This is a genomic window from Pseudomonas sp. KCJK9000 (genome assembly GCF_046230725.1).
Lineage (GTDB): Bacteria > Pseudomonadota > Gammaproteobacteria > Pseudomonadales > Pseudomonadaceae > Aquipseudomonas > Aquipseudomonas promysalinigenes.
This window is the reverse complement of the sequence record NZ_JBJJLN010000009.1, coordinates 84,853-110,948: the sequence shown is the minus strand read 5'-3', so window position 1 is coordinate 110,948 and position 26,096 is coordinate 84,853. Positions and strand designations below refer to the sequence as shown.

Genomic DNA, 26,096 nt, shown 5'->3' with positions numbered 1-26,096 from the left:
TTGTTCTCTTAGTGGTCAGGGCTGTCGATGGTCAGGTGCTGGGTGCCCTGAGTGGTGTTGGCCAACGGCGGGCTTTGGCCTATCCACTCCCCGCGGGTCGGCTGCCCAGCCCGGGAAACACGTGCAACAAGTTGGACTTCGGCGAACTGCGACAGTTTCATCTGCGCCAGCATCGCGTCCGCATCGGTCAGTTCCACCTCAAGAGGCAATTGCGCCACGGTCACCCGCTTGGCCGCCAGGGGCATCGGCGGGCCATTACTGGCGCGGGCGAAGATGAACACGGTGTCGTCAGGTTTGACCTTGTCCTTGAGCGCAGCCGCCAGTTCCACCCGGACGTTGAGCTGAACCGGCGCAATAGCCTGGGTCTGAGGCTGGCCAAGACGCTCTGCGGCGCGGTCGATACCGCCTTGCAGCGCTGCGCGCGACGCATCGCCTTCAGGCAGTTGCGTCAGCAGACGGTTCCAATAGTCGATGGCTTCTTGATAGCGCTCACCTTCAAACGCCGCGATGCCCCGTAGGCCAAGGCTGGTGACTTCGTTGGGGTCGGCCTTGAGTGCCTCGTCCGTCAGTGCCTGGACCTCTGGGCTCCACTTTTTGTCCGCCGCGAAGTACAGCGCCTGTGCCCACTGGCCGAGCAGTTCAGGCTGGCGACCGGCCAAGGCCACCGCGCGCTCGTAGGCACGTGCCGCATCTGCCGGACGCTGCTGCGCCATGTAGGCCCGCCCCAGGAAGTACAAACCCTCGGCCGAGTCCGGCTGCGCTTGTACGGCACGTTCAAGCCGGGAGGTCATCTCCTCCATGGTTTTTGGCGCAGCGGCGAATTCCTGGGTCAACTCGACCTTGTCTGATGCACCGAAGTGCAGGTAAAGCCCCAGCGCCAGGGCTGGCACCAGCATTGCGGCAAGCAGAGGCAGCGCCTTGCCCAATTGCCTCTGACGCGCAGGTTCGGCACCTTCGGTATCGGCCAGCAACTCACGAGCCGCTTCGTCACGCCCCATGGCCAGTTGCCGTTGGTCCAACACGCCAGCAGCCTGCTGGGCAGACAATTCGGCGATGCGCTCTTGGTAAAGGGCCACGTTCAGGGCGGTGCGGTCTTCTTCCTGCTGCTGGCGGCGGCCACGCAGGGTCGGGATCAGCAAAAAGCCGAGGGCGGCGAGCAGCATCAGGCCCGCGCTAAGCCAGAATTCAGTCATGGGTCTGTTCTTTTTCCAGCAGTTTGGCGAGACGTTCGCGTTCTTCGACGGACAGTTGCGCAGCTCCCTGTGCTGCAGCGCCGCGGCGCCGGCGGACAATGACCGCCAGCACAACGAAACCACCGACCAGCAAAATGCCAGGGCCGAACCACAGCAGCCAGGTGCGGCCACTGAGCGCCGGCTTGTAGCGCACGAAGTCGCCATAGCGATCGACCATGAAGTCGACGATTTGACGGTTGCTCTTGCCCTCGCCGAGCATGCGGAAGATTTCACGGCGCAGGTCGGCAGCGATCGGTGCGTTGGAGTCGGCGATGTCCTGGTTCTGGCACTTGGGGCAGCGCAGTTCCTTGGTCAGCTGCTGATAACGCGCGCGCTCGGCGTCATCTCGGAACTGGTAGGTGTCGATGGCTGCCTTGGCCACGCAGGTCACGCTCAAGCCCAGCGCGGCAGCTACCAGCCAGCGCTTCATGGCTTGGCCTCATCGATCAAGCCCTGATAGAGCGGCGCCAGTTGCTCGCGCCACACAGTGGCATCGACGATACCGACGTGTTTGTAACGGATGATGCCCTTGGCGTCGATGAGGAAAGTTTCAGGTGCGCCATAAACGCCCAGATCCAGCCCCAGGCTGCCCTGCTCGTCACGAATGTCCAGCTGGTAGGGGTTATGGAACTCGGCCAGCCACTTCTGCGCGGCGGCGTTGTCATCCTTGTAGTTGATACCGTGGATCACCACGCCCTGCTGGGCCAGCTGATTCAGGTACGGGTGTTCGACCTTGCACGACGGGCACCAGGTGGCCCAGACGTTGACCAGAGCCGGCCGCCCCTTAAGGTCAGCCTCGGTCAGGTTGCGGTCGCCTTGGGTGTTGGCCAGGGCGAAGGCCGGGAACGGCTTGCCGATCATCGCCGATGGCAGCTCGTCGGGCTTGAGGAACAGCCCTTTGTAGAGAAAAACCGCCATCAGCAGGAATACCGCCAGTGGCACCACCATGATCCAACGCTTCATGCAGCAGCTCCAGACACGCCCAGGGCCTCACGCACCCGGGTCTTGACCTTGACGCGATAGCGCCGGTCGCAGGCCGCCAGCAACCCACCCAGGCCGGTCAGCAGACCGCCCAGCCAGATCCAACGGACGTAAGGTTTAATATGCACGCGCACAGCCCAGGCGCCATTTTCCAACGGTTCACCCAGCGCCACGTAAAGGTCGCGGGTGAAGCCGGCGTCGATGCCAGCCTCGGTCATCATCGACTGCTGAACGGTGTACAGGCGTTTCTCCGGATGCAGGGTGGTCACCTCGCGGCCTTGGCGGGTGACGACGATGCTGCCCTTGTCGGAAATAAAGTTCGGCCCCTCGAAGTGTTTGGCGCCTTCGAACAGGAAGTGATAGCCGCCAAGTTCTACGCTCTCCCCCGGCGCCATGCGCAAATCGCGTTCGGCGCTGTTGTTGCTCGATAGCACCACGCCCAGGGCACATACCGCCAGCCCCAGGTGCGCCAGCTGCATGCCCCAGTAGCTGCGCGTAAGGCCACCCACACCCTTGGCCAAGCCTTTATGGCGGGTCTTGTCGAGAATGTCGCGCAGGCCACCGAGCACCACCCAGGCCGCCAGGGCGAATGCGCTCAACACCGGCCAGTCGAAGTCGTCCACCAGCAGGCCTGCAAGTGGCGCCAGCACCGCACTGCCCAGCAGGACCGGGGTCATCATACTGGCCAGCCATCGACCAGGTGTGTCTTTCCAGCGCACCACCACACCCAGGCTCAGCACCAGCATCAGCAGCGCCATCAATGGCAGGAACAAGGCATTGAAATACGGCGGGCCAACCGAGAGCTTGGCCCCGGTCAGAGCATCGAGCACCAATGGGTAGAGGGTGCCAAGCAGAATCATCGAGGCCGCCACCACCAACACCAGGTTGTTAGCCAGCAACAGTGTTTCACGGGACCATAGGCCAAAGCCCACCTGGCTCTTGACCACCGGGGCACGCAAAGCGAAGAGCGTCAGCGAGCCGCCGACCACCACCAGCAGGAAGATCAGGATGAACACCCCACGCGCAGGATCGGCAGCGAAAGCATGCACCGAAGTCAGCACGCCGGAGCGAACCAGGAAGGTCCCAAGCAGGCTCAGGGAGAAGGCGGCGATCGCCAGCAGTACCGTCCAGCTTTTGAACACCCCGCGCTTTTCGGTCACCGCCAGCGAGTGAATCAGTGCAGTGCCCACCAGCCACGGCATGAACGAGGCGTTCTCCACCGGGTCCCAGAACCACCAGCCACCCCAGCCCAGCTCATAGTAAGCCCACCACGACCCCAGGGTGATGCCGACCCCCAGAAAAGCCCAGGCCACGATGGTCCAAGGCCGCGACCAGCGGGCCCAGGCTGCATCCAGGCGCCCACCAAGCAGCGCGGCAATGGCGAAGGCGAAGGCCACCGAAAAGCCCACGTAGCCCATGTACAGCATCGGCGGGTGGACGATCAGGCCAAAGTCCTGCAACAGCGGGTTGAGGTCACGACCGTCGGCCGGCACTTGCGGCAACAGGCGCTGGAACGGGTTGGACGTGATGATCAGAAAGCTCAGGAAGCCGACGCTGATCATACCCATGACCGCCAGCACCCGGGCCAGCATCACCTGCGGCAACTGGCGCGAGAAGATCGACACGGCGAAGGTCCAGCCACCGAGAATCAACGCCCACAACAGCAGCGAGCCCTCATGGGCGCCCCACACTGCACTGAATTTGTAGTACCAAGGCAAAGCACTGTTGGAGTTGCTGGCAACGTAGGCAACCGAAAAGTTATCGGTCATGAAGGCGTGGGTCAGGCAGGCGAAGGCCAATGCCAGGAAGGTGAACTGGCCCCAGGCTGCGGGCCGCGCCAGCCCCATGCACAGGCTGTCGCCGCGCCAGGCGCCGAGCAGTGGCACCGTGGCCTGCACGGCGGCGAAACAGATCGCCAGGATCATCGCCAGCTGACCGAGTTCAGGAATCACCAATGCCGCATTCATGGCCTGGCCTCCGCGCCGCTGGCCGCCTGGCCGCTTTCTTTCAGGGCCTTGGTGACTTCAGGTGGCATGTACTTCTCGTCGTGCTTGGCCAACACCTCGTCGGCCACTACCACACCCTCGCTATTGAGCTTGCCAAGGGCAACGATACCCTGCCCCTCACGGAACAGGTCCGGCAGAATACCGCGGTAGGTAATCGGCACCGATTTGTTGAAATCGGTGACCACGAAACGCACGTCCAGCGAATCCTGGGAGCGCTGCACAGAGCCCTTTTCGACCATACCGCCTGCACGGATGCGTGTGTCCAGCGGCGCTTGGCCGTTGGCGATCTGGGTCGGGGTGTAGAACAGGTTGATATTCTGCTGCAAGGCGCTCAGGGCAAAGCCCACGGCGACCGCAACCCCGACCAGCAGGCCGAGGATCAGGAACAGACGTTTCTTGCGCTGCGGATTCACTGGTTGTTCTCCCGGCGCAAACGGCGCGCCTCTTCTTGCAGGTAGCGGCGCCGGGCCAACAGCGGGGCGGCGACATTGACCGCCAGTACCGCCAGGCAAATGCCATAAGCCGACCAGACATACAGGCCATGATGGCCCATGGCGAGAAAGTCGCCCAAGCTTGCGAAACTCATCGTACGGCCCTGCGCTTGAGGCTGTTCAACACCTCATCCTTGACCCAACTGGTACGGGCTTCGCGCTTGAGCACTTCCAGGCGCATACGCAGCAGCAGTACGGCGCCAAAAAAGCAGTAGAAGCCCAGTGCCGTGCACAGCAGCGGCAGCCACATCTCGGCGGGCATTGCAGGTTTTTCCGTGAGGGTGAAGGTCGCACCTTGATGCAACGTGTTCCACCACTGCACCGAATACTTGATGATCGGAATATTGATCACCCCGACGATGGCCAGCACCGCGCAGGCCTTGGCGGCGCTGTCGCGGTTGCTGATGGCCTGGCCCAGGGCGATGATGCCGAAGTACAGGAACAGCAGAATCAGCATCGAAGTCAGCCTGGCGTCCCATACCCACCAGCTGCCCCAGGTCGGTTTACCCCAGATGGCCCCGGTCACCAGCGCCACGGCCGTCATCCAGGCGCCAATGGGCGCTGCGCACTGCAGGGCGACATCGGCCAGTTTCATCTTCCACACCAGCCCAACCGCACCAGCCACGGCCAGCAACACATAGCAGGACTGCGCCAGCATCGCCGCCGGCACGTGGATATAGATGATGCGGAAGCTGTTGCCCTGCTGGTAGTCCTCAGGGGCGAAGGCCAGGCCCCAGACCACGCCTGTTACCAGCAACAGGGCAGCCGAAATGGCCAACCAGGGCAGCATGCGGCCGCTGATGGCATAGAACCATTTAGGCGAACCCAGTTTGTGGAACCACGTCCAGCTTATTTTCATCAGGTGCATCCGGTATTGGCCGGGCTTGGTAGCCCGGGACTCGTTATTCGCCAACGCTGATCTTTAGGCCGGCGGCGATCGCAAAGGGGGCCAGAGTGACGGCAAGGGCGGCCAGACTGGCCAGCCAGAGCAGCTGGCCGGTGGCCGGCATATTCTGCAACGCAGCCTGCAAGGCACCACTGCCCAGGATCAATACTGGGATATACAACGGCAGAATCAGCAATGCCAGTAACAAACCACCGCGCTTGAGGCCAACCGTCAGCGCAGCGCCCACCGCACCCAGCAAGCTCAGCACCGGCGTACCCAGCAGCAGCGAGCCGAGCAGCACCGGCAGGCAATGGCTGGGCAAACCCAGCATCAAGGCCAGCAATGGCGCCAACAATACCAGCGCCAAGCCGGAAAAGATCCAGTGCGCCAGCACCTTGGCCAGCACCAACATGGCCAGCGGGTGGGGTGACAGCACCCACTGCTCAAGCGACCCGTCTTCGAAATCGCTGCGAAACAGGCCATCGAGGGACAGCAGCACGGCCAGCAAGGCCGCGACCCACACCAGCCCTGGCGATAAGGTTTGCAACAACTGGCTTTCCGGGCCTACCGCCAAAGGAAACAACGCGACCACGATGGCAAAGAATACCAACGGGTTGGCAAGCTCCGCAGGGCGACGGAACAGCAGGCGTGCTTCACGGCGCAGCAATAGGATGAATACGCTCATGCCGCCCACTGCCCCAGGTTCAATTCGCGGTAACCGCAAGGCTTGCGCTCCAGGGTGTGGTGCGTGGTCAGCACCACCGTACCGCCCTGTTCACAATGCGCCGCAAGGTGTGCTTCCAGTTGGGCCACGCCCTGCTTGTCGAGGGCGGTGAAAGGTTCGTCGAGAATCCACAGTGGCGGGCCGGGCAGGTACAGCCGGGCCAACGCCACACGCCGCTGCTGGCCGGCAGACAGGGTATGGCAGGCAACGTCTTCGAAACCGCGCAGGCCTACCGCTTGCAATGCCCCCCAGATGGCATCGCGGGCAGCGGGCTGATGCAGTGCGCAAAGCCAGGTAAGGTTTTCCTCGGCGGTGAGCAGGTCCTTGATGCCGGCGGCGTGGCCAATCCACAGCAGAATGCTAGCCAAGGCATGGCGCTGCTCGCCCAGAGGCCGACCTGCCAGCAGGATCTGCCCGGCAGTGGGCTGCATCAGGCCCGCCAACAGGCGCAGCAGGCTGGTTTTGCCACTGCCGTTGGGGCCGCTGATCTGCAGCATGTCGCCGGGGCGCAGCTCGAAATCGAGGTGCTCGAACAGCAGGCGCCAGTCGCGCTCGCAGGCCAGGCCCGCGGCTTGGAGGTGAAGGGTCACGGTATCGCCTTATCTATATGCGTCTCAAGTCGCCAACGTTGCTGCCGTTATACTGGCAGTGACAGGCGGCAGGCATTATTGCATGTGCTGCCACGCTGCCAAGAGGGCGGGCCCCACAGGTTGTATACAATCATGACTGAAATCAATAGTCTCGGCGCACAAACCGCCATCAATTCACAAGCGATCAAGGCCCAACTGACCGGTGAACTGCTCAAGCTGACCCAGGCGCAACCTGATCTGCTCAAGCCGGGCGAGACGGCTCAGGCCCAAGTGCTAACGATGCGTCAGAGCGGCACGAGCTTTCAGTTGGTGTTGCAAGTGATTCAGGCCAACGGCAGCCAGACCCAACTGCAGGCCACTGCCAGCCAGCCCCTCGCACAAGGCAGCCAATTCACCGTCAGCCAGCCTGAAAGCAACCGCCTTGCGATCATGGTGCAACAGGCCAATGCCAGCAACGTCGCCACCCTCACCCAGCTCGATACCAGCAAGGTGCCGATTGGCACGTTGCTGCAGGGCAAGGTGCTGACCAACCAAGCATTGCCCCAGGCAGTTGGCGAAGCGGCCAGCTTTCGTTCGTTGGTCAGCTTGCTCAACACCGCCCAGGCTGGCGCCACCCTCACCATCGACAGCCCGCGACCCTTGCCGATCGGCAGTCTGCTCAGCGCTTTGGTGCAGGGCGACCAGTCGCTGCGCTTCGTGCCGCTCAGCGGTCGCCAGGATCAATTGAGCATCGCCCAGCAGTTGCCGGCGCAACAAGGCCGCCAGGCCTCCCTGCCCGGCCTGCTCGCTGCCCTGCAGCAAATTGCCGACAGCCAGGGCAGCGATGGTGGGCTGCGCAGCACTGCCAGCAGCCTGTTGGCCAGCCTGCCAGATGCCCGCCAGCTGGCTGACGGCAAAACGCTGGCCCAGGCCCTGAACAACAGCGGTGCCTTCCTCGAAGCCAAGCTGCTCGGCGGCCTGGGTGCCAACGTCGCCACTGACCTTAAAGCCCAGTTGTTGCGGCTGGTGGCGCAGGCTTCGGTCAATGCACCGGGCACCCCGCTGACAGCAGCAAGCCCGCTGGCCCAGGCCCTGCCAGCCATGGCCCGCAGCGCGTTGGGCATGCTCGATAGAGTAAGCCCCAGAACACCGCCCGGCGCCTTTCCGCTACCGTCGCGGCTGTTGCAGGCAATGGAGGACGAAGGCGACTTGCAACAACTGCTGCGCTTGGCCGCCGCTGCCATCTCGCGCCTGCAAAGCCACGCCCTGAGCAGCCTGCAGCAATCGGGCACACTGGATAACGGCAACTTGCAAAGCACATGGCAAACCGAAGTGCCCATCCGCCACGGCCAGGAGTTCGTGCCCTTGCAGGTAAAGCTGCAGCGCGAAGAAACCTCGGATCAACAAGCCGAGCGCCAGCAACGCGAGCAGAATGATCCGTTGCAAGCACTCTGGCGCATCGACCTGGCATTCGACCTGGCGCCGCTGGGGCCGTTACAGGTGCAGGCACAACTGAGTCAGGGCCGGTTATCAGGCCAGCTTTGGGCCGAGCGTGAGCAAACTGCCCAACTGATCGACCACCAGCTTGGCGACCTACGCGCCCGCCTGCTGGCACGCGGCCTGGACGTTGGCGAGCTGGCGTGCCATACCGGCATCCCACCACAGGGCCCGCGCACGCGGGTGGAGCAACGTTGGGTGGACGAAACCGCATGAGCAGCAAGCAACCGCGCCAGGCCATTGCCCTTAGCTACGATGGCCAACAGGCACCCACCCTCAGCGCCAAAGGCGACGACGAACTGGCCGAAGCCATTCTGGCACTGGCCCGCGAACACGAAGTGCCGATCTACGAGAATGCGGACCTGGTGCGCCTTTTGGCACGCCTGGAACTGGGTGAGCAGATTCCTGAAGCACTGTACCTGACCATCGCCGAGATCATTGCTTTCGCCTGGCAACTACGCGGCAGGGTCCCGGTGGACTTCGTCGACTGCCCTCCCGAAGAGCGCGACATCACCCCGGCCTTGAACGGTTTGCCGCATCCACGCTGAGTGCAGCCGGTACATGTTTAGTACCCCGTGCAAGGCCGAGCTAGGCACCTTTGCGGCTCCTGACGCAAGCAAAGGCCACAGCCATGACCAACGCCTTCATCAATGACGCTGGCATCCAGTTCGCTCGCCAGCACCTGAGCCTCTTCCCACGGCCTGACCGCGCTGCCCACGACGCGCTCAAACAGTGGGCAAGCAACCGCGGCGTAGCGCTTGACCCCGATCAAACCGACGTGGTCACCTTTCACTACCAGCCCAGCGCCGATCGAGTACATATCGACGGTGTGATCACGGCCAAAAGCACGCTCACCCAAGCGATGCTCTCCAATTGGCAGGGCGAGTCGAACAACAACCTGATCGGTGGTCTGTTTGGCGAACCGTGGGCCGGCCATCTGCCAGGGCTTATCACTGTGGTCGATGCCTTGCGCCCGCCGGCATGGAACGCCGCCGGTGCCAATTACCAAGTGTTCAATGGTGTCTTCCGGCGCACCGTGCCACAGGTATATGGCCCACAAACCCTGCTGGGCCTTCCGGCCGAGGATCTGCAGCGGTTCATCTGGAACATGGACTTTCACAGCGCCTATAAAAGCATGCTCGATCGCTACTGGACCGAGGCGCGCCACAGCCACCAGACCTTGGCCAAAATGGCCTTCATCGCCGCCTGCAACAAGCAGGTAAGCGAAGGCAGCCTGGACGACCCCGGGCGTCAGCTAGCCTGGCAGGCCGCAGGCCTACTCCCCAGGTCTGCCAATTTCGGTATGCGCGTGCTGAACGTCTATGGCTACAGTGCAACCGACTTGGTGTTCATGTACGACAAGAAGATGCTCAACGCTCTGCTGTATGTGCCAGGCAATGACTCGCCCTTTCACACTGTCGCCGGCCCTGCTGGCCTTAAGGACTGGGTGGCCGAGCAATGCAAAGACCCCGTCAAACGTGCCGCCCTGGCCGAGCACTTTGCCCTCGCCGACAGGCCTGACGGCCTGGACTTCAGCGGCCTGCACACGGCACTGGAAGGCCTTGCCGTTTACCCGGCCGTTTACCGGCTGTCCCCCAACCGCCCTGGTTTCACTACCAACGGCGTCTGGTCGCCCCGCACCTATGTCAACTACCGAGCCGACAAGTACAGCCCGGCCATCACCGGCGATCTGTTCCAGGCCCTGACTGACCGCCAGCGCGCGCGCAGCTATCAGGATGCCGACACCCTGATCACCGATGACAGCGAGGTCAGCAAAGGGCGTTGGCGCGGTTACTTCAACTCGGCCCTCAGCCTGCTTGGGCCGTTGGCGATCGTGCTGCCGGAGCTGGCGCCGCTGTTCGCTGTGGGCGGCATCGCTCAGTTCGGCCTAGGGCTGGATGCGGCCATCAATGCCAAGGGGATCGACCAGCAGGCGGCTGGGGCCGGCGAAGCCTCGTTCGGGGTACTCAACGCCCTGCCGCTGTTGATCGCCGGGGCGGCCAAGGCTCCGGCGCTGTATCGGTTCAAGTCCGAGGGGTTTCTTGCCCCGCGCGAGGTCAATGGCCAATTGGGCTATCCCTTGAGTCCGATGGACCCACCCGTCTTGCCCGCCGACCAGGCCCTGGAATATTTCCACCTCCCAGACCCCGTCGCGCCGCTCGAAGGTGCTGACCCAGCCACTCGTGACGCGATCATCCGCCTCACGCGATTCAACGGCGAACCCGACACCCTGACTGGAGTGATCGCAGGTTATACGGCAGATATGCTTTATGACGTCCAGGCCGATGCGTTCCTACAGCGCGGCGACCGCAATGCGGTGAACCCGACACTGTATCGTGGCCAAGTGGGCAGCAGAAACCTGGTGCGAGTCCCCGAAGACAGGGCGGTAACCGATCAAATGCGCACGGCCAGCCTGCGCGCCCTGGGTGTGGATCTGCCACTGCCGGTAACGGTGCCAGAATTCCCGCTGCAAGCGAGCAGCACAATCCCTGAGCAGATCCTCAGCATCTGGGTAGGCGACCGAGCGATACCCGACAATCTGCTCGCCAACCTCGCCAAAAATAGCCAGACGGTGGCCGGTTCACGTTTCAGCCTGCGCCTGTACCTCTCCAATGAGTCGCCCGTTGCTTATGCGCGCAACCTGCAACGCCTGGCCCAGCACGCCCCCAATGTCAGGGTGCTGACGCTGGAAGAGCAGCCGTTCTATGCCCAGTTCAGGGAAAGTGCGAACTACCCTCAGTATCGGGCCGCGATCGATGGCAATGGAGGCATCGGGCGCAACTTCTCCAGCGCAGCGGACGTGTTGCGTTTCCCTTTGCTCAACCATGAGGGGGGCCTGTACATGGACATCGACGACCGGCTGCTGGCCGAGGGTGAGCATGCAGTGACCATCAACGGCCGTAACTATGGGCCACCGGCCAAGGCCCTAGACGCCACCTCCCTGCGAACCACACCCGATGGGCTGTTGCTCTACCCTCCGATCGCCAACGAGCGGATGAACATCCACTGTATCTACAACACTAGCCTGATCGGCAGCCATGCCAATAACCCGACATTGCTGGCGATCAGCGAAGAAATGCATGCGCGGTTCCAGGCCAACCCTGACTTCTACTACAGCAAGCCGGACCCCATGCTCGACCCGGTGGGTTTCGCACGCTACGCCAATACCCTCAGCAGGCTGACCGGGCCAACTTTACTCACCGACATGACCGACCGCCTGCTGCCTGACCTCAAGACGATCAGGCAAATCACCAACCTCGACTCGCTATCGACGATCAATGCTGAGCAATTCATCGACCGCGCCGCCTACAAAGCGGCCATGGAGCGCTACTTGCCACTCAACGGTATCGCCAAAATCGGCAGCAACCACTCGTGGGCCAAGCCTTGAGGCCGTGACGCTCTCGGCGAGCAATGACAAGGCGGCATGACGCCGCCTTGTACAACCTCAATCGGCACGATGCAATTTGCTCATCAGCTCAGCCTCAGCTTGGGTCAAACCGCACGTTTCGGTGAGCTCTGCCACGCTGGCGCCCATACCCACCAACCTTGCGGCTTGGGTAAAGGTGGCGCTGCTGGGATCGCGCTGCTCCAGCTGCTGTAGTTTTTCCGGCAGTGGCGCCACGGTCGCACGCAGTTCATGGATGGCCTCCCCCATCCGCACAGTACCGTTCTGGTAGTCGTCCAGGCGTTTGGCCAGGTCCTTAATGCGCTGGTCACGCAGCGCGTCGCCCACGGCCTGCTGCGCTGCCAGCTCACGCTGGCGTTTGCTGTAGTTGAGGAAGAACCAAAGGCTCAGGGCCCACAGCAGCGCCAGGAAGATCACCGCTACCTCGAAGATCAACTCAGATGTTCTCCAGCTCGGACCACTCTTCTTCGGTCATCATCTTGTCCAGCTCAACCAGAATCAGCAGTTCGCCATTCTTGTTGCACACACCTTGGATGAACTTGGCCGACTCCTCGTTACCCACGTTCGGCGCCGTCTCGATTTCCGACTGACGCAGGTACACCACCTCAGCGACGCTGTCGACGAGGATGCCCACCACTTGCTTGTCGGCCTCGATGATGACGATGCGCGTATTGTCAGTGACATCCGAAGGCATCAGGCCGAAACGCTGGCGGGTGTCGATCACCGTCACCACGTTGCCGCGCAGGTTGATGATGCCCAGCACATAACTCGGCGCGCCTGGCACCGGTGCGATTTCGGTGTAGCGCAACACTTCTTGCACCTGCATCACATTGATGCCGTAGGACTCATTGTCCAAACGGAAGGTTACCCATTGCAGGATCGGATCTTCAGAACCTTGCCCAGACGACTTTTTCATTGCCCTAGCCCTCTTAATCCGCCGTTGGCGGTTGTGTTCGCAGTTATTTCTGTGTGGCGTGCAATCGCTTGACCGCGCCGCTGGCGATCAACTCGGCCAGTTCAGCGACGTCAAGCAGTGCACACATGTGTTCGATGACCGTACCGGCCAACCAGGGCCGCTGGCCACGCTGGCTGCGCCACTTGATCTCGGCGGGGTCCAGGCGCAGCGAACGGCTGACCTGATGCACAGCCAGGCCCCACTCGTAGCCTTGTACGGAAATCACATAATTGAGGCCCTGGCGGAAATCCTCGCGGTAGCGGTCGGGCATCACCCAGCGTGCAGTGTCCAGCACCTTGAGGTTGCCTGCCTGGCAGGTGAGGATACCGAGGAACCAGTCCGGCTGGCCGAACAGCGGCGTCAGCTCCTGACCCTGCAGGCTGTAGATCGAGCCCAGACACACTAGCGGCACCGCCAGGGTGAGCCCGGCCACGTCGAACAGCAGGCATTCGAACGGCTCTGCGGCCCAGGCCGGGCGTCCATCGACGCTGGCCGGCGGGACCGGTGCGTCGTTCATGGCCGCGGCCGGCAGGTGCACATCCACCAGCGGCGCAACCGGCGCAGGCTCAGGCACTTCAGTCAGCACAGGAATGCTCGCCTCGGCCAGCACGTCGGCCTCGACCACTGTCACCACCGGCTCTTGCACCGGCAGCACTGCGGGCAGCACCCTTAGCTGGGGCTCGGCGAACGGCGGCGCCAGCAGCGGTGCCTGGCGGGCATCACGTGCCTGCTCTTCACGCACCGCTGCGGCAAATTCGTCATCGGCACGGCTCGCTTCGGCCGGCGCGGGCAGTTCGAGGCCTTGCTCTGCCTCGGTGGCCTCCTGCAACAGCCCATCAAGGTAGGACTGCAGGGCCATTTGCGGCTTGGTGCCAACCAGTAGAGTCATGAAACCACCTGCGCGGCCGGCTTGTAGGTGAGCATATGCTTGAGCAGTGCTCGGTAGGCAATCACACCACGGCTCTTGTTGTCGAACTGCGAAGGCGTGACGCCATTGCGGCTGGCATCGCGCAGACGTGTGTCGACCGGGATGTAACCCTGCCAGACTTGCTGCTCATAGGTATCGCGAAGCACCTTCAACGTGCCCAGCGAGGCCTGGGTACGGCGATCGAACAGAGTCGGCACGATCTGGTAGGGCAACGCTTGTTTGCGCGAGCGGTTGACCATGGCCAAGGTGCCGATCATGCGCTCCAAGCCCTTGACCGCGAGAAACTCGGTTTGCACCGGAATCACCAACTGCTGGCTGGCCGCCAGGGCATTGACCATCAGCACGCCAAGCAAGGGCGGGCTGTCGATCAACGCGAAGTCGAAATCCTGCCACAACTGCGCCAGACTCTTGGCGATCACCAGGCCCAGGCCACTCTGCCCCGGCGACTGGCGTTCCAGCACAGCCAGCGCGGTGCTAGAGGGCAACAACGAGATACGTTCATCGCTGGTCGACAACAGCAACTGCCCCGGCAGGCCTTCGGGAACGCTGCCTTTGTGCTGGAACAGGTCGAAACAGCTGTGCTCCAGCGCGTCCGGGTTGTGCCCGAAATAGCTGGTCATCGAGCCATGCGGGTCGAGATCGACGACGACCACGCGCTTGCCGGCCTCGGCCAGCAGGCCAGCCAGGGCGATGGTAGTCGTGGTCTTGCCCACGCCACCTTTTTGATTGGCTACTGCCCAGACTCTCATGGCACCACTCTTGTCTGAAAGGCGTTGCAGGGCCCCTGTGAAAGCGCCGGCTCGACGTCTCGATGAACCCGCTCGCGCAATGATCGCGCAGGCTTCGATGAATCTAACAAGACAACTGCCCCCAATTGGTTTGCTATGACAGAGAATTGACGGCTCACGGGCGCGTCGTCGCGGCTGGGGCTGGCGGTGCACTTTGTGTGCCAGCACGGCGAAGCGCTGCATCCGGGGTGGCATTGGCAGTGCCCGAGCCGGTCAGGCTGCGGCGCACTTCAAGGTTGCGGGAGATCACCAGGACCACGCGGCGGTTACGCGCTCGCCCCTCAGCAGTGTCGTTGCTGGCTACCGGCTGGTATTCGCCGTACCCCACCGAGGCCATGCGCGCGGGGTTGACCCCCTGCATGGCCAACAACCGCACGATACTCGCCGCCCTCGCCGCTGACAGCTCCCAGTTGGTCGGGTACTGCGCCGTGCGGATCGGCAGGTTGTCGGTAAAGCCCTCGACATGCACCGGGTTGGCGAACGGTTTGAGGATGTTGCCGACCTTCTCGATGATGTCGAACGCCTGGTCGCTGGGCATCGCATCGCCGCTGCCGAACAGCAATGAGGAGTTGAGTTCGATCTCCACCCACAACTCGTTGCCACGCACGGTCATCTGGTCGGACTTGATCAGGTCGCCAAAGGCATCGCGCACATCCTCGCTGATCGCCTTGAGCGGGTCGACGCTGGTCTGCGCCAACCCGGCATCGGTCTGCTCGCTGTCCTTGATCAATGGCTGTGCCGGTTTCACGCTCAGCGGCTGCTCATCACCGATCGGGATCGGCTTCATGCTTCGCTCGGGGTCGTTGAACACCCCAAGCAGCGCTTGGGATATGACCTTGTACTTACCTTCGTTGATCGAGGAAATCGAGTACATGACCACGAAGAAGGCGAACAGCAAGGTGATGAAGTCGGCATACGACACCAGCCAGCGTTCGTGGTTTTCATGTTCCTCGGTATGACGGCGACGGCGCATGGCTACTCCATGAAGCCTTGCAGCTTCAGCTCGATCGAGCGCGGGTTCTCACCCTCGGCTATCGACAGCAAGCCTTCGAGCAGCATTTCGCGATAACGCGACTGGCGCAAAACGATGGCTTTGAGCTTGTTGGCGATCGGCAGCAAGATCAGGTTGGCACTGGCCACCCCGTAAATGGTCGCGACGAACGCCACGGCGATACCATTGCCCAACTGTGAAGGATCGGCCAGGTTGCCCATCACGTGAATCAGGCCCATCACCGCCCCGATGATGCCGATGGTCGGCGCGTAACCGCCCATGCTCTCGAACACCTTGGCGGCCTGTATATCGCGGCTCTCCTGGGTCAGAAAGTCGACTTCAAGGATGCTACGGATCGATTCAGGCTCGGCGCCATCGACTAGCAGTTGCAAGCCCTTGCGGGCATAGGGGTCCGGTTCGGCATCGGCCACGCCTTCCAGGCCGAGCAGGCCTTCCTTGCGCGCCGTCAGGCTCCAGTTGACCACGCGGTCGATGCCGCTAGCCAGGTCGACCCGCGGCGGAAAAAAAATCCAGCGCAATATCTGCAGCGCTCGCTTGAACGCCGGCAGCGGTGACTGCAACAAAGCCGCCGCCAGTGTACCGCCAAGTACGATCAGCCCGGCAGGGCCATTGAGCAAGGCACCGACATGCCCGCCTTCGAGGAAGTTGCCGCCGACGATGGCGACGAAGGCCAGAATCAGCCCAATCAGGCTCAGCACGTCCATCAGACGCACGCCTCGACCAGGTGTTTGCCGATCTCGTCAAGGCTGTACACGGCATCGGCGAGGTTGGCTTTGACGATCGCCATGGGCATACCGTAGATCACACAGCTGGCCTCATCCTGAGCCCATACGGTGCTGCCGCCCTGCTTGAGCAGGCGGGCACCCTCACGGCCATCGGCCCCCATGCCAGTAAGCACCACCGACAACACCTTGTCGCCATAGGACTTGGCCGCCGAGCCGAAGGTGATGTCCACACACGGCTTGTAGTTCAGGCGCTCGTCGCCAGGCAGGATCTTCACCGCGCCACGGCCGTCGATCATCATCTGTTTGCCACCTGGGGCCAGCAGCGCCAGCCCAGGGCGCAGCATGTCGCCATCCTCAGCTTCCTTGACACTGATCTTGCACAGCTTGTCCAGGCGTTCGGCGAAGGCCTTGGTGAACGCTGCAGGCATGTGCTGGATCAGCACGATGGGCGCCGGGAAGCTAGCAGGCAACTGAGTCAGCACGCGCTGCAGCGCCACCGGGCCACCGGTAGAGGTACCGATCGCCACCAGTTTGTAAGGCTTGCGCTTAGGCGCTGGGGTATGCGCCGCAGCAGGAGCTGGTGCCGGGGCACGGGCGGGGATGGCGCTGCGCACTGGCGCTACGCTGGCCGGCGCCGGAGCACTGGCAGATGTCGCGGCGACCGCTGGGGCTTGGCTTGCGTAGCTGCCAAAACGGCGGTTGCTGCGCGAAATGGTATGCACCTTTTCGCACAGCATCTGCTTGACCTTCTCTGGATTGCGCGAGATGTCTTCGAAGTTCTTCGGCAGGTAATCCACCGCACCGGCATCAAGCGCGTCGAGGGTGACGCGCGCGCCTTCGTGAGTCAGCGAAGAAAACATCAACACCGGCGTGGGGCAGCGCTGCATGATATGCCGCACGGCGGTGATGCCATCCATCATGGGCATTTCGTAGTCCATGGTGATGACATCGGGCTTGAGCGCCAGTGCCTGGTCGATCGCTTCTTTGCCGTTGGTCGCAGTGCCGACCACCTGGATCGTCGGGTCCGCCGAGAGGATTTCCGAAACGCGGCGGCGGAAGAAACCGGAATCATCCACCACCAGGACCTTGACTGCCATAAACACTCCATTAGGCGGGGCACCCGGCCAGGGTGCTCCGCCGAAAATCAGATACGCCGTGCCGCGTAACGCTTGAGCATGCTCGGCACGTCAAGAATCAGCGCGATGCGGCCGTCGCCAGTGATGGTGGCGCCAGACATGCCCGGGGTGCCCTGCAGCATCTTGCCCAGGGGCTTGATCACCACTTCTTCCTGGCCCACCAGTTGGTCGACCACAAAGCCGATGCGCTGGGTACCGACCGACAGAATCACCACATGGCCTTCGTGCTGCTCCTCGTGCACCTGCCCTTGGACCAGCCAGCGCTTGAGGTAGAACAGCGGCAGCGCCTTGTCGCGCACGATCACCACTTCCTGGCCGTCCACCACGTTGGTGCGCGAAAGGTCGAGGTGGAAGATTTCGTTGACGTTGACCAGGGGGAAGGCGAACGCCTGATTGCCCAGCATCACCATCAAGGTCGGCATGATCGCCAGGGTCAACGGCACCTTGATGACGATCTTCGAACCCTGGCCCTTGGCCGAGTAGATGTTGATCGAGCCATTGAGCTGGGAGATCTTGGTCTTCACCACGTCCATGCCCACGCCACGGCCGGACACGTCGGAAATCTCGGTCTTGGTCGAGAAGCCTGGGGCGAAGATCAGGTTGTAGCAGTCCGACTCGCTCAGGCGGTCGGCCGCGTCCTTGTCCATCAGGCCTTTTTCCACGGCCTTGGCGCGCAGGATATTCGGGTCCATGCCCTTGCCGTCGTCGGAAATCGACAACAGGATGTGGTCACCTTCCTGCTCGGCCGACAACACCACATGGCCGGTACGCGGTTTGCCGGCAGCTTCCCTCTCGTCCGGCATCTCGACGCCATGGTCGACGGCGTTGCGCACCAAGTGCACCAGCGGGTCGGCCAGGGCCTCGACAAGGTTTTTGTCCAGGTCGGTTTCTTCGCCGACCAGCTCAAGGTTGATTTCTTTCTTAAGCTGCCGCGCCAAGTCACGGACCAGGCGCGGGAAGCGGCCGAAGACCTTCTTGATCGGCTGCATGCGGGTCTTCATCACCGCAGTCTGCAAATCGGCAGTGACCACATCGAGGTTGGACACGGCCTTGGACATGGCCTCGTCGCCGCTGTTCAGGCCCAGGCGCACCAGGCGGTTACGCACCAGCACCAGTTCGCCGACCATGTTCATGATTTCGTCCAGGCGCGCGGTATCGACGCGCACGGTGGTTTCCGCCTCGCTGGCAGGCTTATCTGCAACCGGTGCCGGGGAGCGAGCTGGCGCGGCAGCTGCAGGCTTGGCCTCGGCAGGCGCAGCTGGGGCAGGCTTGGCGACCGGCTTGCTGGCCGCCTTGGGCGCAACCGGTGCAGCCACCGCAGCAGGTGCCTGGGCAGCAGCCGTTTCGCCGGTGAACTTACCCTTGCCGTGCAGTTGGTCGAGCAGGGCTTCGAACTCATGCTCGGTGATCTCATCGCCAGCGGCGGCGGCACTGGCGGTCTGTGCCCCAGCGCTGGCGGCTGGCAAGGCATCGGCCTGGAAGGTGCCCTTGCCATGCAGCTGGTCCAGCAACGATTCGAATTCTTCGTCGGTGATCTCATCGCTCGCAGGTTGCGTGGCGACGACTACCGATTGCGTAGCGGTAACTTCTGGCGAGAACTGGCCCTTACCATGCAACTGGTCAAGCAGCGATTCGAACTCGGCATCGGTGATGTCGTCACCCGAGTCGCTCAAGGTCTCGCCCTGCATCTGCGCGTCGAAGGCGGCAGCTTCGGCTTTCACCGCGTCGAGCGAGTCGAGCAGCTGTTCGAACTCGGTGTCGGTGATGTCCGCTTCGCTGGCCGCAGGCTCGGGCTCGGGCGCTGCTTGTGGCACCGGCGCGGCAGGGGCATCGGCGCTGGCAGGTTCGGCCAGGCGCGACAAGGCTGCCAACAGTTCGGGTGTGGCCGGGGTCACCTCGGTGCGCTCACGCACCTGGCCGAACATGCTGTTGACCGTATCCAGTGCTTCGAGCACCACATCCATCAGTTCCGCGTCGACCCGGCGCTCACCCTTGCGCAGGATATCGAACACGTTCTCCGCGATATGGCAGCACTCCACCAGCTCGTTCAGCTGAAGGAAGCCGGCGCCCCCTTTTACAGTGTGGAAGCCGCGAAAGATTGCATTGAGCAGGTCAGCATCGTCAGGCCGGCTTTCCAGCTCGACCAGTTGCTCGGACAGTTGCTCAAGAATTTCGCCGGCTTCTACCAGGAAATCCTGAAGGATTTCTTCATCGGCGCCGAAGCTCATTAAACGTGCTCCTTAAAAACCCAGGCTGGACAGCAAATCGTCGACGTCGTCCTGACCGGACACCACGTCTTCACGCTTATCGGCATGAATCTGCGGACCTTCACCCCGAGTTGGATGTTTTTCTTGATCTTTTTCAGCACGAAGCTGCTGGTGGTCATGTTCGATACCAGCAAACCGGTCGACCTGACTGGCCATCAGCACGAGCTTGAGCAGGTTGCTTTCCACTTCGGTCACCAGCGCCGTCACCCGCTTGATCACCTGGCCGGTCAGGTCCTGATAGTCCTGGGCCAGCAGAATGTCGTTCAGGTGGCCTGCGACTTTGCGGTTACCCTCGGTGCTATGCGTCAGGAAACTGTCGACGCGTTTGACCAGCTCTCGGAACTCAGGCGCGGCGACTTCGCGGCGCATGAAGCGCTGCCAATCCAGGCTCAGGCTCTGAGCCTCGCTGGCCAGGTCGTTGAGCACCGGGGTGCTCTCCTCCACCAGGTCCATGGTGCGGTTGGCCGCGCCCTCGGTCAGCTTGACGACATAGGACAGGCGCTCGGTGGCATCGGTAATCTGCGAAACTTCTTCGGCTTGCGGCATGCGCGGGTCGATCTGGAAGCTGACTATCGCGCTGTGCAGTTCACGCGTGAGCTTGCCGACCTCCTGATAAAGGCCACGATCGCGGGTCTGGTTGAGCTGATGGATCAGCTGCACCGCCTCGCCGAAACGGCCACGTTCCAGGCTCTCGACCAATTCCTGGGCATGCTTCTTCAGGGTCGATTCGAACTCCCCCAAAGACGACTGTTTTGATTCCATGGCGCCCCCCTGAGGTGTCTCAGCCGTTGACGCGTTCGAAGATCTTCTCGATCTTTTCTTTGAGCACCTGGGCGGTGAACGGCTTGACCACGTAACCATTTACGCCGGCCTGCGCCGCTTCGATGATCTGGTCGCGCTTGGCTTCAGCGGTCACCATCAGCACCGGCATGGTTTTCAGGCGGTCATGGGCCCGGACTTTGCGCAGCAGGTCGATGCCGGACATACCTGGCATGTTCCAGTCCGTCACCAGAAAGTCGTAATGGCCGCTTTCGAGCATCGGCAGCGCGGTGGTGCCGTCATCGGCTTCATCGGTGTTGGTGAAGCCCAGATCACGCAACAGGTTCTTGATGATCCGCCGCATCGTCGAGAAGTCGTCAACGATGAGGATTTTCATGTCTTTGTTCAAGTAGACCTCCAAGCAGTCTCAAACGCGCTCGGCCCCGAGCACGCGTATTCATCTAATTCGGTACAACGTGGAAACGACTGCAACGATACCTGGGCTCAACGCGCCCGCCATTCCCCCAGGCGGCTGCGCAGGCGCGCGGCGCATTGGCTGTGCAACTGGCTGACACGCGACTCGCTGACCCCCAGTACTTCGCCGATTTCCTTGAGGTTCAGCTCTTCGTCGTAGTACAGCGCCAACACCAGCCGCTCACGCTCCGGCAGGTTGGCGATCGCATCGGTCAAGGCAGCCTGGAAGCGCTCGTCTTCAAGGTCGCGCGACGGCTCGATCTGGCCACTGGCGCCGTCCTCGTGCAGCCCTTCATGCTCGCCGTCCTGCAACAGGTCGTCGAAGCTGAACAGTCGGCTTCCCAAGGTATCGTTCAAAATCCCGTAGTAATCATCGAGACTCAATTGGAGTTCGGCAGCAACTTCATGATCTTTAGCGTCACGGCCAGTTCTTGCTTCCACGGCACGCATCGCATCACTGACCATGCGCGTATTGCGGTGCACCGAACGGGGTGCCCAATCGCCCTTGCGGACCTCATCGAGCATCGCCCCGCGGATGCGAATACCCGCGTAGGTTTCGAAGCTCGCCCCCTTGCTGGCGTCGTACTTGTTCGCCACTTCCAGCAGCCCGATCATGCCGGCCTGGATCAGGTCCTCGACCTGGACGCTGGCAGGCAGCCTTGCCAGCAAGTGGTAGGCAATGCGCTTGACCAGTGGCGCGTAGCGCTCGACCAGTTCGAACTGAGCATCCTTGGACGCCTTGCTGTACATCTTGAAGCCGCTGGCATTCATAACACGGGCCCTGCACTGGTGGGCTGCACCAAACGCTCGACGAAGAACTCAAGGTGCCCGCGCGGGTTGGCTGGCAGCGGCCAGCTGTCGACCTTCTGCGCAATGGCTTTGAATGCCAGGGCGCACTTGGAGCGAGGGAAGGCCTCGTAAACCGCGCGTTGCTTCTGCACCGCCTTGCGCACGCTTTCGTCGTAAGGCACGGCGCCCACGTATTGTAGGGCTACGTCAAGGAAGCGGTCGGTGACCTTGGTCAACTTGGCGAACAGGTTGCGCCCTTCCTGCGGGCTCTGCGCCATGTTGGCCAACACCCGGAAGCGGTTCATGCCGTAGTCGCGATTGAGCAGCTTGATCAGTGCATAGGCGTCGGTGATCGAGGTCGGCTCGTCGCACACCACCAGCAGCACTTCCTGGGCGGCGCGGACGAAGCTGACTACCGAGTCACCAATCCCTGCAGCGGTGTCGATCACCAGCACATCGAGGTTGTCGCCAACCTCGCTGAAGGCCTGAATCAGCCCGGCATGCTGAGCCGGCGCCAGATGCACCATGCTCTGGGTGCCGGAGGCAGCGGGCACGATGCGCACACCGCCAGGCCCCTGCAATATCACATCACGCAGCTCGCAGCGCCCCTCGATGACATCGGCCAGGGTGCGTTTCGGGGTGAGGCCCAGCAGCACGTCGACGTTGGCAAGGCCTAGGTCGGCGTCCAGCAGCATCACCCGGCGGCCGAGCTCGGCCAGCGCCAGAGACAGGTTCACTGAAACGTTAGTTTTGCCGACGCCACCTTTACCACCGGTGACGGCGATCACCTGTACGGGATGCATGCTACCCATGTTTATTGTTTACCTTGTCTCGCTTGGTCCCAAGCCACACGCGGGTCAGCACTTGAGCCCCCGGAATGTAGGTACTTTGCATACGTTTCATCCTCAACCCGCGCGCCGCGGATTGTGGTAGAGATCAGCGAACATGTCGGCCATAGCCTCCTCGCTGGGCTCGTCCTGCAACTGCACATTGACCGCGCGGGTCACCAACTGGTGCGGGCGCGGCAAGTGCAGGTCGTCAGGAATACGCGGGCCGTCGGTTAGGTAGGCCACGGGCAGTTCATGACTGATGGCCAGGCTCAGCACGTCGCCGAGGCTCGCCGTTTCATCGAGTTTGGTCAGGATGCAGCCGGCCAGGCCGCAGCGTTTGTAGCTGTGGTAGGCAGCGGTGAGCACCTGCTTTTGACTGGTGGTGGCCAGTACCAGGTAGTTCCTGGCGGCAATGCCACGCCCAGCCAGGGTTTCCAGCTGCATGCGCAGGGCCGGGTCGCTGGCCTGCAGGCCGGCGGTATCGATCAGCACCACACGCTTGCGCAACAGCGGCTCCAGCGCTGCGGCCAGTGACTGCCCCGGGTCGACGTAGGTGACCGGCACATTGAGGATGCGGCCCAACGTCTTGAGTTGTTCCTGAGCCCCGATGCGGAAACTGTCCATGCTCACCAGCGCCAGGCTCTGCGGGCCGTACTTGAGCACATAGCGCGCCGCCAGCTTGGCCAAGGTAGTGGTTTTACCCATGCCGGCCGGGCCGACCATGGCGATGACGCCACCCTCCTCGATCGGTTCGACCTGCGGCACGGCAATCATCCGCGCCAGGTGCGCCAGCAGCATGCGCCAGGCCTGGCGGGGCTCTTCGATCCCATTGGTCAGCTCGAGCAGCTCGCGGGCGATGGGGCCAGACAGGCCGATGCGTTGCAGGCGGCGCCAGAGGTTGGCCTGGGCCGGCTTGCTGCCCTGCAGCTGGTTCCAGGCCAGCGAACCGAGTTGCACTTCCAGCAGTTCGCGCAGCCCAGACAGCTCCGAACGCATGGCATCGAAAAGGCGTGGGTCGACTGCCGGCTGCGTCGCAGCCGGGGCTGGCGGCGGCACGTCGACGTGCGGCTCGATCAAAGGCTCGGCAGCGGTCAAGGACTGGCCGGCGAACAATTGGCGATTACCTTCGCTGGCCTCGGCGCGGTTATCCAGTTCTGCCTGGGCAGTGGCTATACGCGACTGAGTCTTGCGCAGCTCCTCTTCGAGCTCCGCATTAGGCACGCGCGGGGCCAGCGCGGACAACTTGTAGTCCAGCGCGGCGGTCAGCTCGACACCACCGGCGATGCGGCGGTTGCCAATGATGGCGGCATCGGAGCCCAGCTCATCACGAACCAGCTTCATGGCCTGACGCATATCGGCGGCGAAAAAACGCTTGACTTGCATAACCCACTACCTCAGCCGTTGGGGCCCACTGTGGCAACGATGGTAACTTGCTTGTTGTCCGGTATTTCCTGATACGCCAGAACATGCAAATTCGGTACAGCCAGGCGACCGAAACGCGACAGCATTGCCCGGATCGGGCCAGCGACCAGAAGGATGGCCGGTTGGCCCTGCATCTCCTGACGCTGGCAGGCTTCGATCAGCGAGCGCTGCAGCTTTTCGGCCATGCTTGGCTCAAGAAGCACACCGTCTTCCTGACCTTGCCCGGCCCTTTGCAAACTATTGAGCAAGATCTGTTCCAACCTTGGCTCAAGCGTGATGACAGGCAGCTCGGACTCAACGCCAACAATGCTTTGCACGATGGCGCGACACAATCCGACGCGCACTGCCGCAACCAACGCGGCGGTATCTTGACTCTTGTTCGCGTTGTTGGCGATGGCCTCGGCAATGCTGCGAATGTCACGCACCGGCACCTGTTCGGACAACAGCGCCTGCAGCACCTTGAGCAGCCCCGACAAGGAAATGACACCGGGCACCAGTTCCTCTGCAAGTTTAGGCGATGCTTTGGACAATACCTGCAATAGTTGCTGGACCTCTTCGTGGCCGATCAACTCATGGCAGTGCTTCTGCAGAATCTGGTTGAGGTGGGTTGCCACCACGGTACTGGCGTCGACCACGGTATAGCCCAGGGATTGCGCCTGGGCGCGCTGGCCGATATCGATCCACACGGCCTCCAGGCCAAATGCCGGGTCACGCGCGGCGATGCCATTGAGGCTACCGAACACCTGGCCCGGGTTGATGGCGAGCTCGCGGTCTGGGTAGATTTCGGCTTCGGCCAGAATTACGCCCATGAGCGTCAAACGGTAGGCGCTTGGCTGCAGGTCGAGGTTGTCGCGAATATGCACGGTTGGCATCAGAAACCCCAGGTCCTGGGAAAGCTTCTTGCGCACCCCCTTGATCCGCGCCAGCAACTGCCCACCTTGGTTGCGGTCTACCAGCGGAATCAGGCGATAGCCCACTTCCAGGCCGATCATATCGATCGGTGTAACGTCGTCCCAGCCCAATTCCTTGGTGTCCAGCGCGCGCTGCGGCGAGGGCAGCAGGTCCTGTTGCCGCTGGGCCTCTTTCTGCGCCTCGAGCTTGGCCTTCTGCTGCTTCTTCCAAACCAGGTATGCCCCACCGCCAGCCAGCAGGCCGAGGCTCAGGAAGGCGATATGCGGCATGCCGGGCACCAGGCCCATGATGATCATCAGCGCGGCGGACACCCCCAGCGCCTTGGGCGAATCGAACATCTGCCGATTGATCAGCTTACCCATGTCCTCGGAGCCCGAGGCACGGGTGACCATGATCGCAGCGGCAGTGGACAACAGCAGTGATGGCAATTGCGCCACCAAACCGTCACCGATGGTCAGCAAGGCGTAGACCTTGCCAGCATCGCTGAACGACATGTTGTGTTGCAGCATGCCGATCAGCATACCGCCTAGCAGGTTGATGAAGAGGATCAGCAAGCCGGCAATCGCGTCACCGCGCACGAATTTGCTGGCACCGTCCATCGAACCGTAGAACTCGGCTTCCTGAGCCACCTCGGAGCGTCGCGCCTTGGCTTGGGCCTGGTCGATCAAGCCGGCGTTGAGGTCGGCATCGATGGCCATCTGCTTGCCGGGCATGGCGTCCAGGGTGAAGCGCGCGCTCACTTCGGAAATACGGCCGGCACCCTTGGTCACCACTACGAAGTTGATGATCATGAGGATGGCGAACACCACGGCACCGACCACATAGTTGCCGCCGATGACCACCTCACCGAATGCCTGGATGACTTTACCGGCGGCGCCATGGCCCTCCTGGCCATGGAGCATCACCACCCGGGTGGATGCCACGTTCAACGCCAGGCGCAATAGCGTCGCGACCAGCAGAATGGTGGGGAAGGCGGCAAAATCCAGCGGGCGCAGTGCGTACACGCAGACCAGTAGCACCACGATCGACAGCGCGATGTTGAAGGTGAAGAACACGTCGAGCAGGAACGGCGGTATCGGCAACATCATCATTGCCAACATCACCAGCAGCAGCAACGGCACACCCAGGTTGCCCCGGCCGAGCCCGGCCAGGTTGTTGCGGGCATTGCTGATTAACTGAGTGCGATCCACCGCGAGTCCTCTTGATGCAAAACTTTGACGCCCAGGGAGCGCTTGGGCGTGGCTTTGCAAGAAGCTTTCCAACTTTGGTGGCCTTCAGGGATTTGAAGCCTCAGGGGCAGAGCGTGA

The 26,096-nt window shown here is 62.4% G+C and carries 26 protein-coding genes; 3 read left to right on the top strand and 23 right to left on the bottom strand.

All coding sequences use genetic code 11. The features are described from left to right. Nucleotides 1–8 precede the first annotated feature (8 nt). From ccmI to ccmA, 9 genes are read right to left on the bottom strand one after another with little or no spacing between them, the layout of a single operon-like run. Entirely contained in the window at nucleotides 9–1,193 is a 1,185-nt protein-coding gene (ccmI, locus tag ACK59H_RS06850) for a c-type cytochrome biogenesis protein CcmI (protein ID WP_409264334.1), read from the bottom strand. Then, entirely contained in the window at nucleotides 1,186–1,662 is a 477-nt protein-coding gene (locus tag ACK59H_RS06845) for a cytochrome c-type biogenesis protein (protein WP_060476886.1), read from the bottom strand. Before ACK59H_RS06845 ends, ccmI begins: the two co-directional genes overlap by 8 nt. Next, nucleotides 1,659–2,195: a DsbE family thiol:disulfide interchange protein gene (locus ACK59H_RS06840; RefSeq protein ID WP_060476887.1), complete on the bottom strand. Its 537-nt coding sequence runs from the start codon at nucleotides 2,193–2,195 to the stop codon at nucleotides 1,659–1,661. Before ACK59H_RS06840 ends, ACK59H_RS06845 begins: the two co-directional genes overlap by 4 nt. Further along, entirely contained in the window at nucleotides 2,192–4,165 is a 1,974-nt protein-coding gene (locus tag ACK59H_RS06835) for a heme lyase CcmF/NrfE family subunit (protein ID WP_196375117.1), read from the bottom strand. Before ACK59H_RS06835 ends, ACK59H_RS06840 begins: the two co-directional genes overlap by 4 nt. An 11-nt stretch (nucleotides 4,166–4,176) precedes the next feature. Further along, a complete protein-coding gene (ccmE, locus tag ACK59H_RS06830; RefSeq protein WP_060476889.1) occupies nucleotides 4,177–4,632 on the bottom strand; it encodes a cytochrome c maturation protein CcmE in 456 nt (151 codons plus the stop codon). Beyond that, a complete protein-coding gene (gene ccmD, locus ACK59H_RS06825) occupies nucleotides 4,629–4,805 on the bottom strand; it encodes a heme exporter protein CcmD (protein WP_060476890.1) in 177 nt (58 codons plus the stop codon). The genes ccmE and ccmD overlap by 4 nt, the downstream gene beginning before the upstream one ends. Next, on the bottom strand, nucleotides 4,802–5,569 hold the full coding sequence (locus ACK59H_RS06820) for a heme ABC transporter permease (RefSeq protein WP_060476975.1): 768 nt from the start codon (nucleotides 5,567–5,569) through the stop codon (nucleotides 4,802–4,804). Before ACK59H_RS06820 ends, ccmD begins: the two co-directional genes overlap by 4 nt. A 43-nt stretch (nucleotides 5,570–5,612) precedes the next feature. Continuing rightward, nucleotides 5,613–6,281 (bottom strand): heme exporter protein CcmB, encoded by a 669-nt coding sequence (ccmB, locus tag ACK59H_RS06815; protein ID WP_060476976.1) that lies wholly within the window; start codon nucleotides 6,279–6,281, stop codon nucleotides 5,613–5,615. After that, the gene (ccmA, locus tag ACK59H_RS06810; protein WP_060476891.1) at nucleotides 6,278–6,910 is read right to left on the bottom strand and encodes a cytochrome c biogenesis heme-transporting ATPase CcmA; all 633 of its coding nucleotides are present in this window, start codon (nucleotides 6,908–6,910) and stop codon (nucleotides 6,278–6,280) included. Before ccmA ends, ccmB begins: the two co-directional genes overlap by 4 nt. Nucleotides 6,911–7,042: 132 nt before the next feature. Here ccmA and ACK59H_RS06805 point away from each other — a divergent pair, with 132 nt between their 5' ends. From ACK59H_RS06805 to ACK59H_RS06795, 3 genes are all read left to right on the top strand, one after another. Next, nucleotides 7,043–8,602 carry a flagellar hook-length control protein FliK gene (locus tag ACK59H_RS06805; protein ID WP_060476892.1) on the top strand — a complete coding sequence of 520 codons (1,560 nt, stop codon included), beginning with the start codon at nucleotides 7,043–7,045 and terminating at the stop codon, nucleotides 8,600–8,602. Beyond that, on the top strand, nucleotides 8,599–8,934 hold the full coding sequence (locus ACK59H_RS06800; RefSeq protein WP_060476893.1) for an EscU/YscU/HrcU family type III secretion system export apparatus switch protein: 336 nt from the start codon (nucleotides 8,599–8,601) through the stop codon (nucleotides 8,932–8,934). Before ACK59H_RS06805 ends, ACK59H_RS06800 begins: the two co-directional genes overlap by 4 nt. An 83-nt stretch (nucleotides 8,935–9,017) precedes the next feature. Then, nucleotides 9,018–11,774 (top strand): dermonecrotic toxin domain-containing protein, encoded by a 2,757-nt coding sequence (locus ACK59H_RS06795; protein ID WP_409264333.1) that lies wholly within the window; start codon nucleotides 9,018–9,020, stop codon nucleotides 11,772–11,774. A 57-nt stretch (nucleotides 11,775–11,831) separates the two neighbouring features. Here ACK59H_RS06795 and ACK59H_RS06790 read toward each other — a convergent pair whose 3' ends face one another. The 14 genes from ACK59H_RS06790 to flhA all read right to left on the bottom strand — a co-directional run bounded on the left by ACK59H_RS06790 (nucleotide 11,832) and on the right by flhA (nucleotide 25,979). After that, complete coding sequence (locus tag ACK59H_RS06790) at nucleotides 11,832–12,227, bottom strand: DUF2802 domain-containing protein (protein WP_060476895.1); 396 nt, start codon at nucleotides 12,225–12,227, stop codon at nucleotides 11,832–11,834. Between the two features lies 1 nt (nucleotide 12,228). Further along, the gene (locus tag ACK59H_RS06785) at nucleotides 12,229–12,708 is read right to left on the bottom strand and encodes a chemotaxis protein CheW (protein WP_060476896.1); all 480 of its coding nucleotides are present in this window, start codon (nucleotides 12,706–12,708) and stop codon (nucleotides 12,229–12,231) included. Nucleotides 12,709–12,751: 43 nt separating this feature from the next. Further along, on the bottom strand, nucleotides 12,752–13,636 hold the full coding sequence (locus ACK59H_RS06780; protein ID WP_060476897.1) for a CheW domain-containing protein: 885 nt from the start codon (nucleotides 13,634–13,636) through the stop codon (nucleotides 12,752–12,754). Next, nucleotides 13,633–14,424, bottom strand: a complete 792-nt coding sequence (locus ACK59H_RS06775; protein ID WP_186478497.1) for a ParA family protein — start codon at nucleotides 14,422–14,424, stop codon at nucleotides 13,633–13,635. Before ACK59H_RS06775 ends, ACK59H_RS06780 begins: the two co-directional genes overlap by 4 nt. Before the next feature lie 154 nt (nucleotides 14,425–14,578). Continuing rightward, a complete protein-coding gene (motD, locus tag ACK59H_RS06770; RefSeq protein ID WP_060476899.1) occupies nucleotides 14,579–15,436 on the bottom strand; it encodes a flagellar motor protein MotD in 858 nt (285 codons plus the stop codon). A 2-nt stretch (nucleotides 15,437–15,438) separates the two neighbouring features. Continuing rightward, nucleotides 15,439–16,179: a flagellar motor protein gene (locus ACK59H_RS06765; RefSeq protein WP_060476900.1), complete on the bottom strand. Its 741-nt coding sequence runs from the start codon at nucleotides 16,177–16,179 to the stop codon at nucleotides 15,439–15,441. Further along, nucleotides 16,179–17,297 carry a chemotaxis response regulator protein-glutamate methylesterase gene (locus ACK59H_RS06760; protein ID WP_060476901.1) on the bottom strand — a complete coding sequence of 373 codons (1,119 nt, stop codon included), beginning with the start codon at nucleotides 17,295–17,297 and terminating at the stop codon, nucleotides 16,179–16,181. The genes ACK59H_RS06765 and ACK59H_RS06760 overlap by 1 nt, the downstream gene beginning before the upstream one ends. Before the next feature lie 47 nt (nucleotides 17,298–17,344). Continuing rightward, on the bottom strand, nucleotides 17,345–19,564 hold the full coding sequence (locus tag ACK59H_RS06755; protein ID WP_060476902.1) for a chemotaxis protein CheA: 2,220 nt from the start codon (nucleotides 19,562–19,564) through the stop codon (nucleotides 17,345–17,347). 12 nt (nucleotides 19,565–19,576) lie between these two features. Further along, nucleotides 19,577–20,365 (bottom strand): protein phosphatase CheZ, encoded by a 789-nt coding sequence (locus ACK59H_RS06750; RefSeq protein WP_060476903.1) that lies wholly within the window; start codon nucleotides 20,363–20,365, stop codon nucleotides 19,577–19,579. Between the two features lie 19 nt (nucleotides 20,366–20,384). Then, entirely contained in the window at nucleotides 20,385–20,759 is a 375-nt protein-coding gene (locus tag ACK59H_RS06745) for a chemotaxis response regulator CheY (RefSeq protein ID WP_103446503.1), read from the bottom strand. 107 nt (nucleotides 20,760–20,866) lie between these two features. Then, on the bottom strand, nucleotides 20,867–21,607 hold the full coding sequence (gene fliA, locus ACK59H_RS06740; RefSeq protein ID WP_060476904.1) for an RNA polymerase sigma factor FliA: 741 nt from the start codon (nucleotides 21,605–21,607) through the stop codon (nucleotides 20,867–20,869). Continuing rightward, nucleotides 21,604–22,437, bottom strand: coding sequence for a flagellar synthesis regulator FleN (fleN, locus tag ACK59H_RS06735; RefSeq protein ID WP_060476905.1), 834 nt, complete (start codon nucleotides 22,435–22,437; stop codon nucleotides 21,604–21,606). Before fleN ends, fliA begins: the two co-directional genes overlap by 4 nt. A gap of 93 nt (nucleotides 22,438–22,530) precedes the next feature. Further along, the gene (flhF, locus tag ACK59H_RS06730; protein WP_060476906.1) at nucleotides 22,531–23,838 is read right to left on the bottom strand and encodes a flagellar biosynthesis protein FlhF; all 1,308 of its coding nucleotides are present in this window, start codon (nucleotides 23,836–23,838) and stop codon (nucleotides 22,531–22,533) included. A gap of 11 nt (nucleotides 23,839–23,849) precedes the next feature. Beyond that, nucleotides 23,850–25,979, bottom strand: coding sequence for a flagellar biosynthesis protein FlhA (flhA, locus tag ACK59H_RS06725; protein WP_060476907.1), 2,130 nt, complete (start codon nucleotides 25,977–25,979; stop codon nucleotides 23,850–23,852). Between the last annotated feature and the right edge of the window lie 117 nt (nucleotides 25,980–26,096).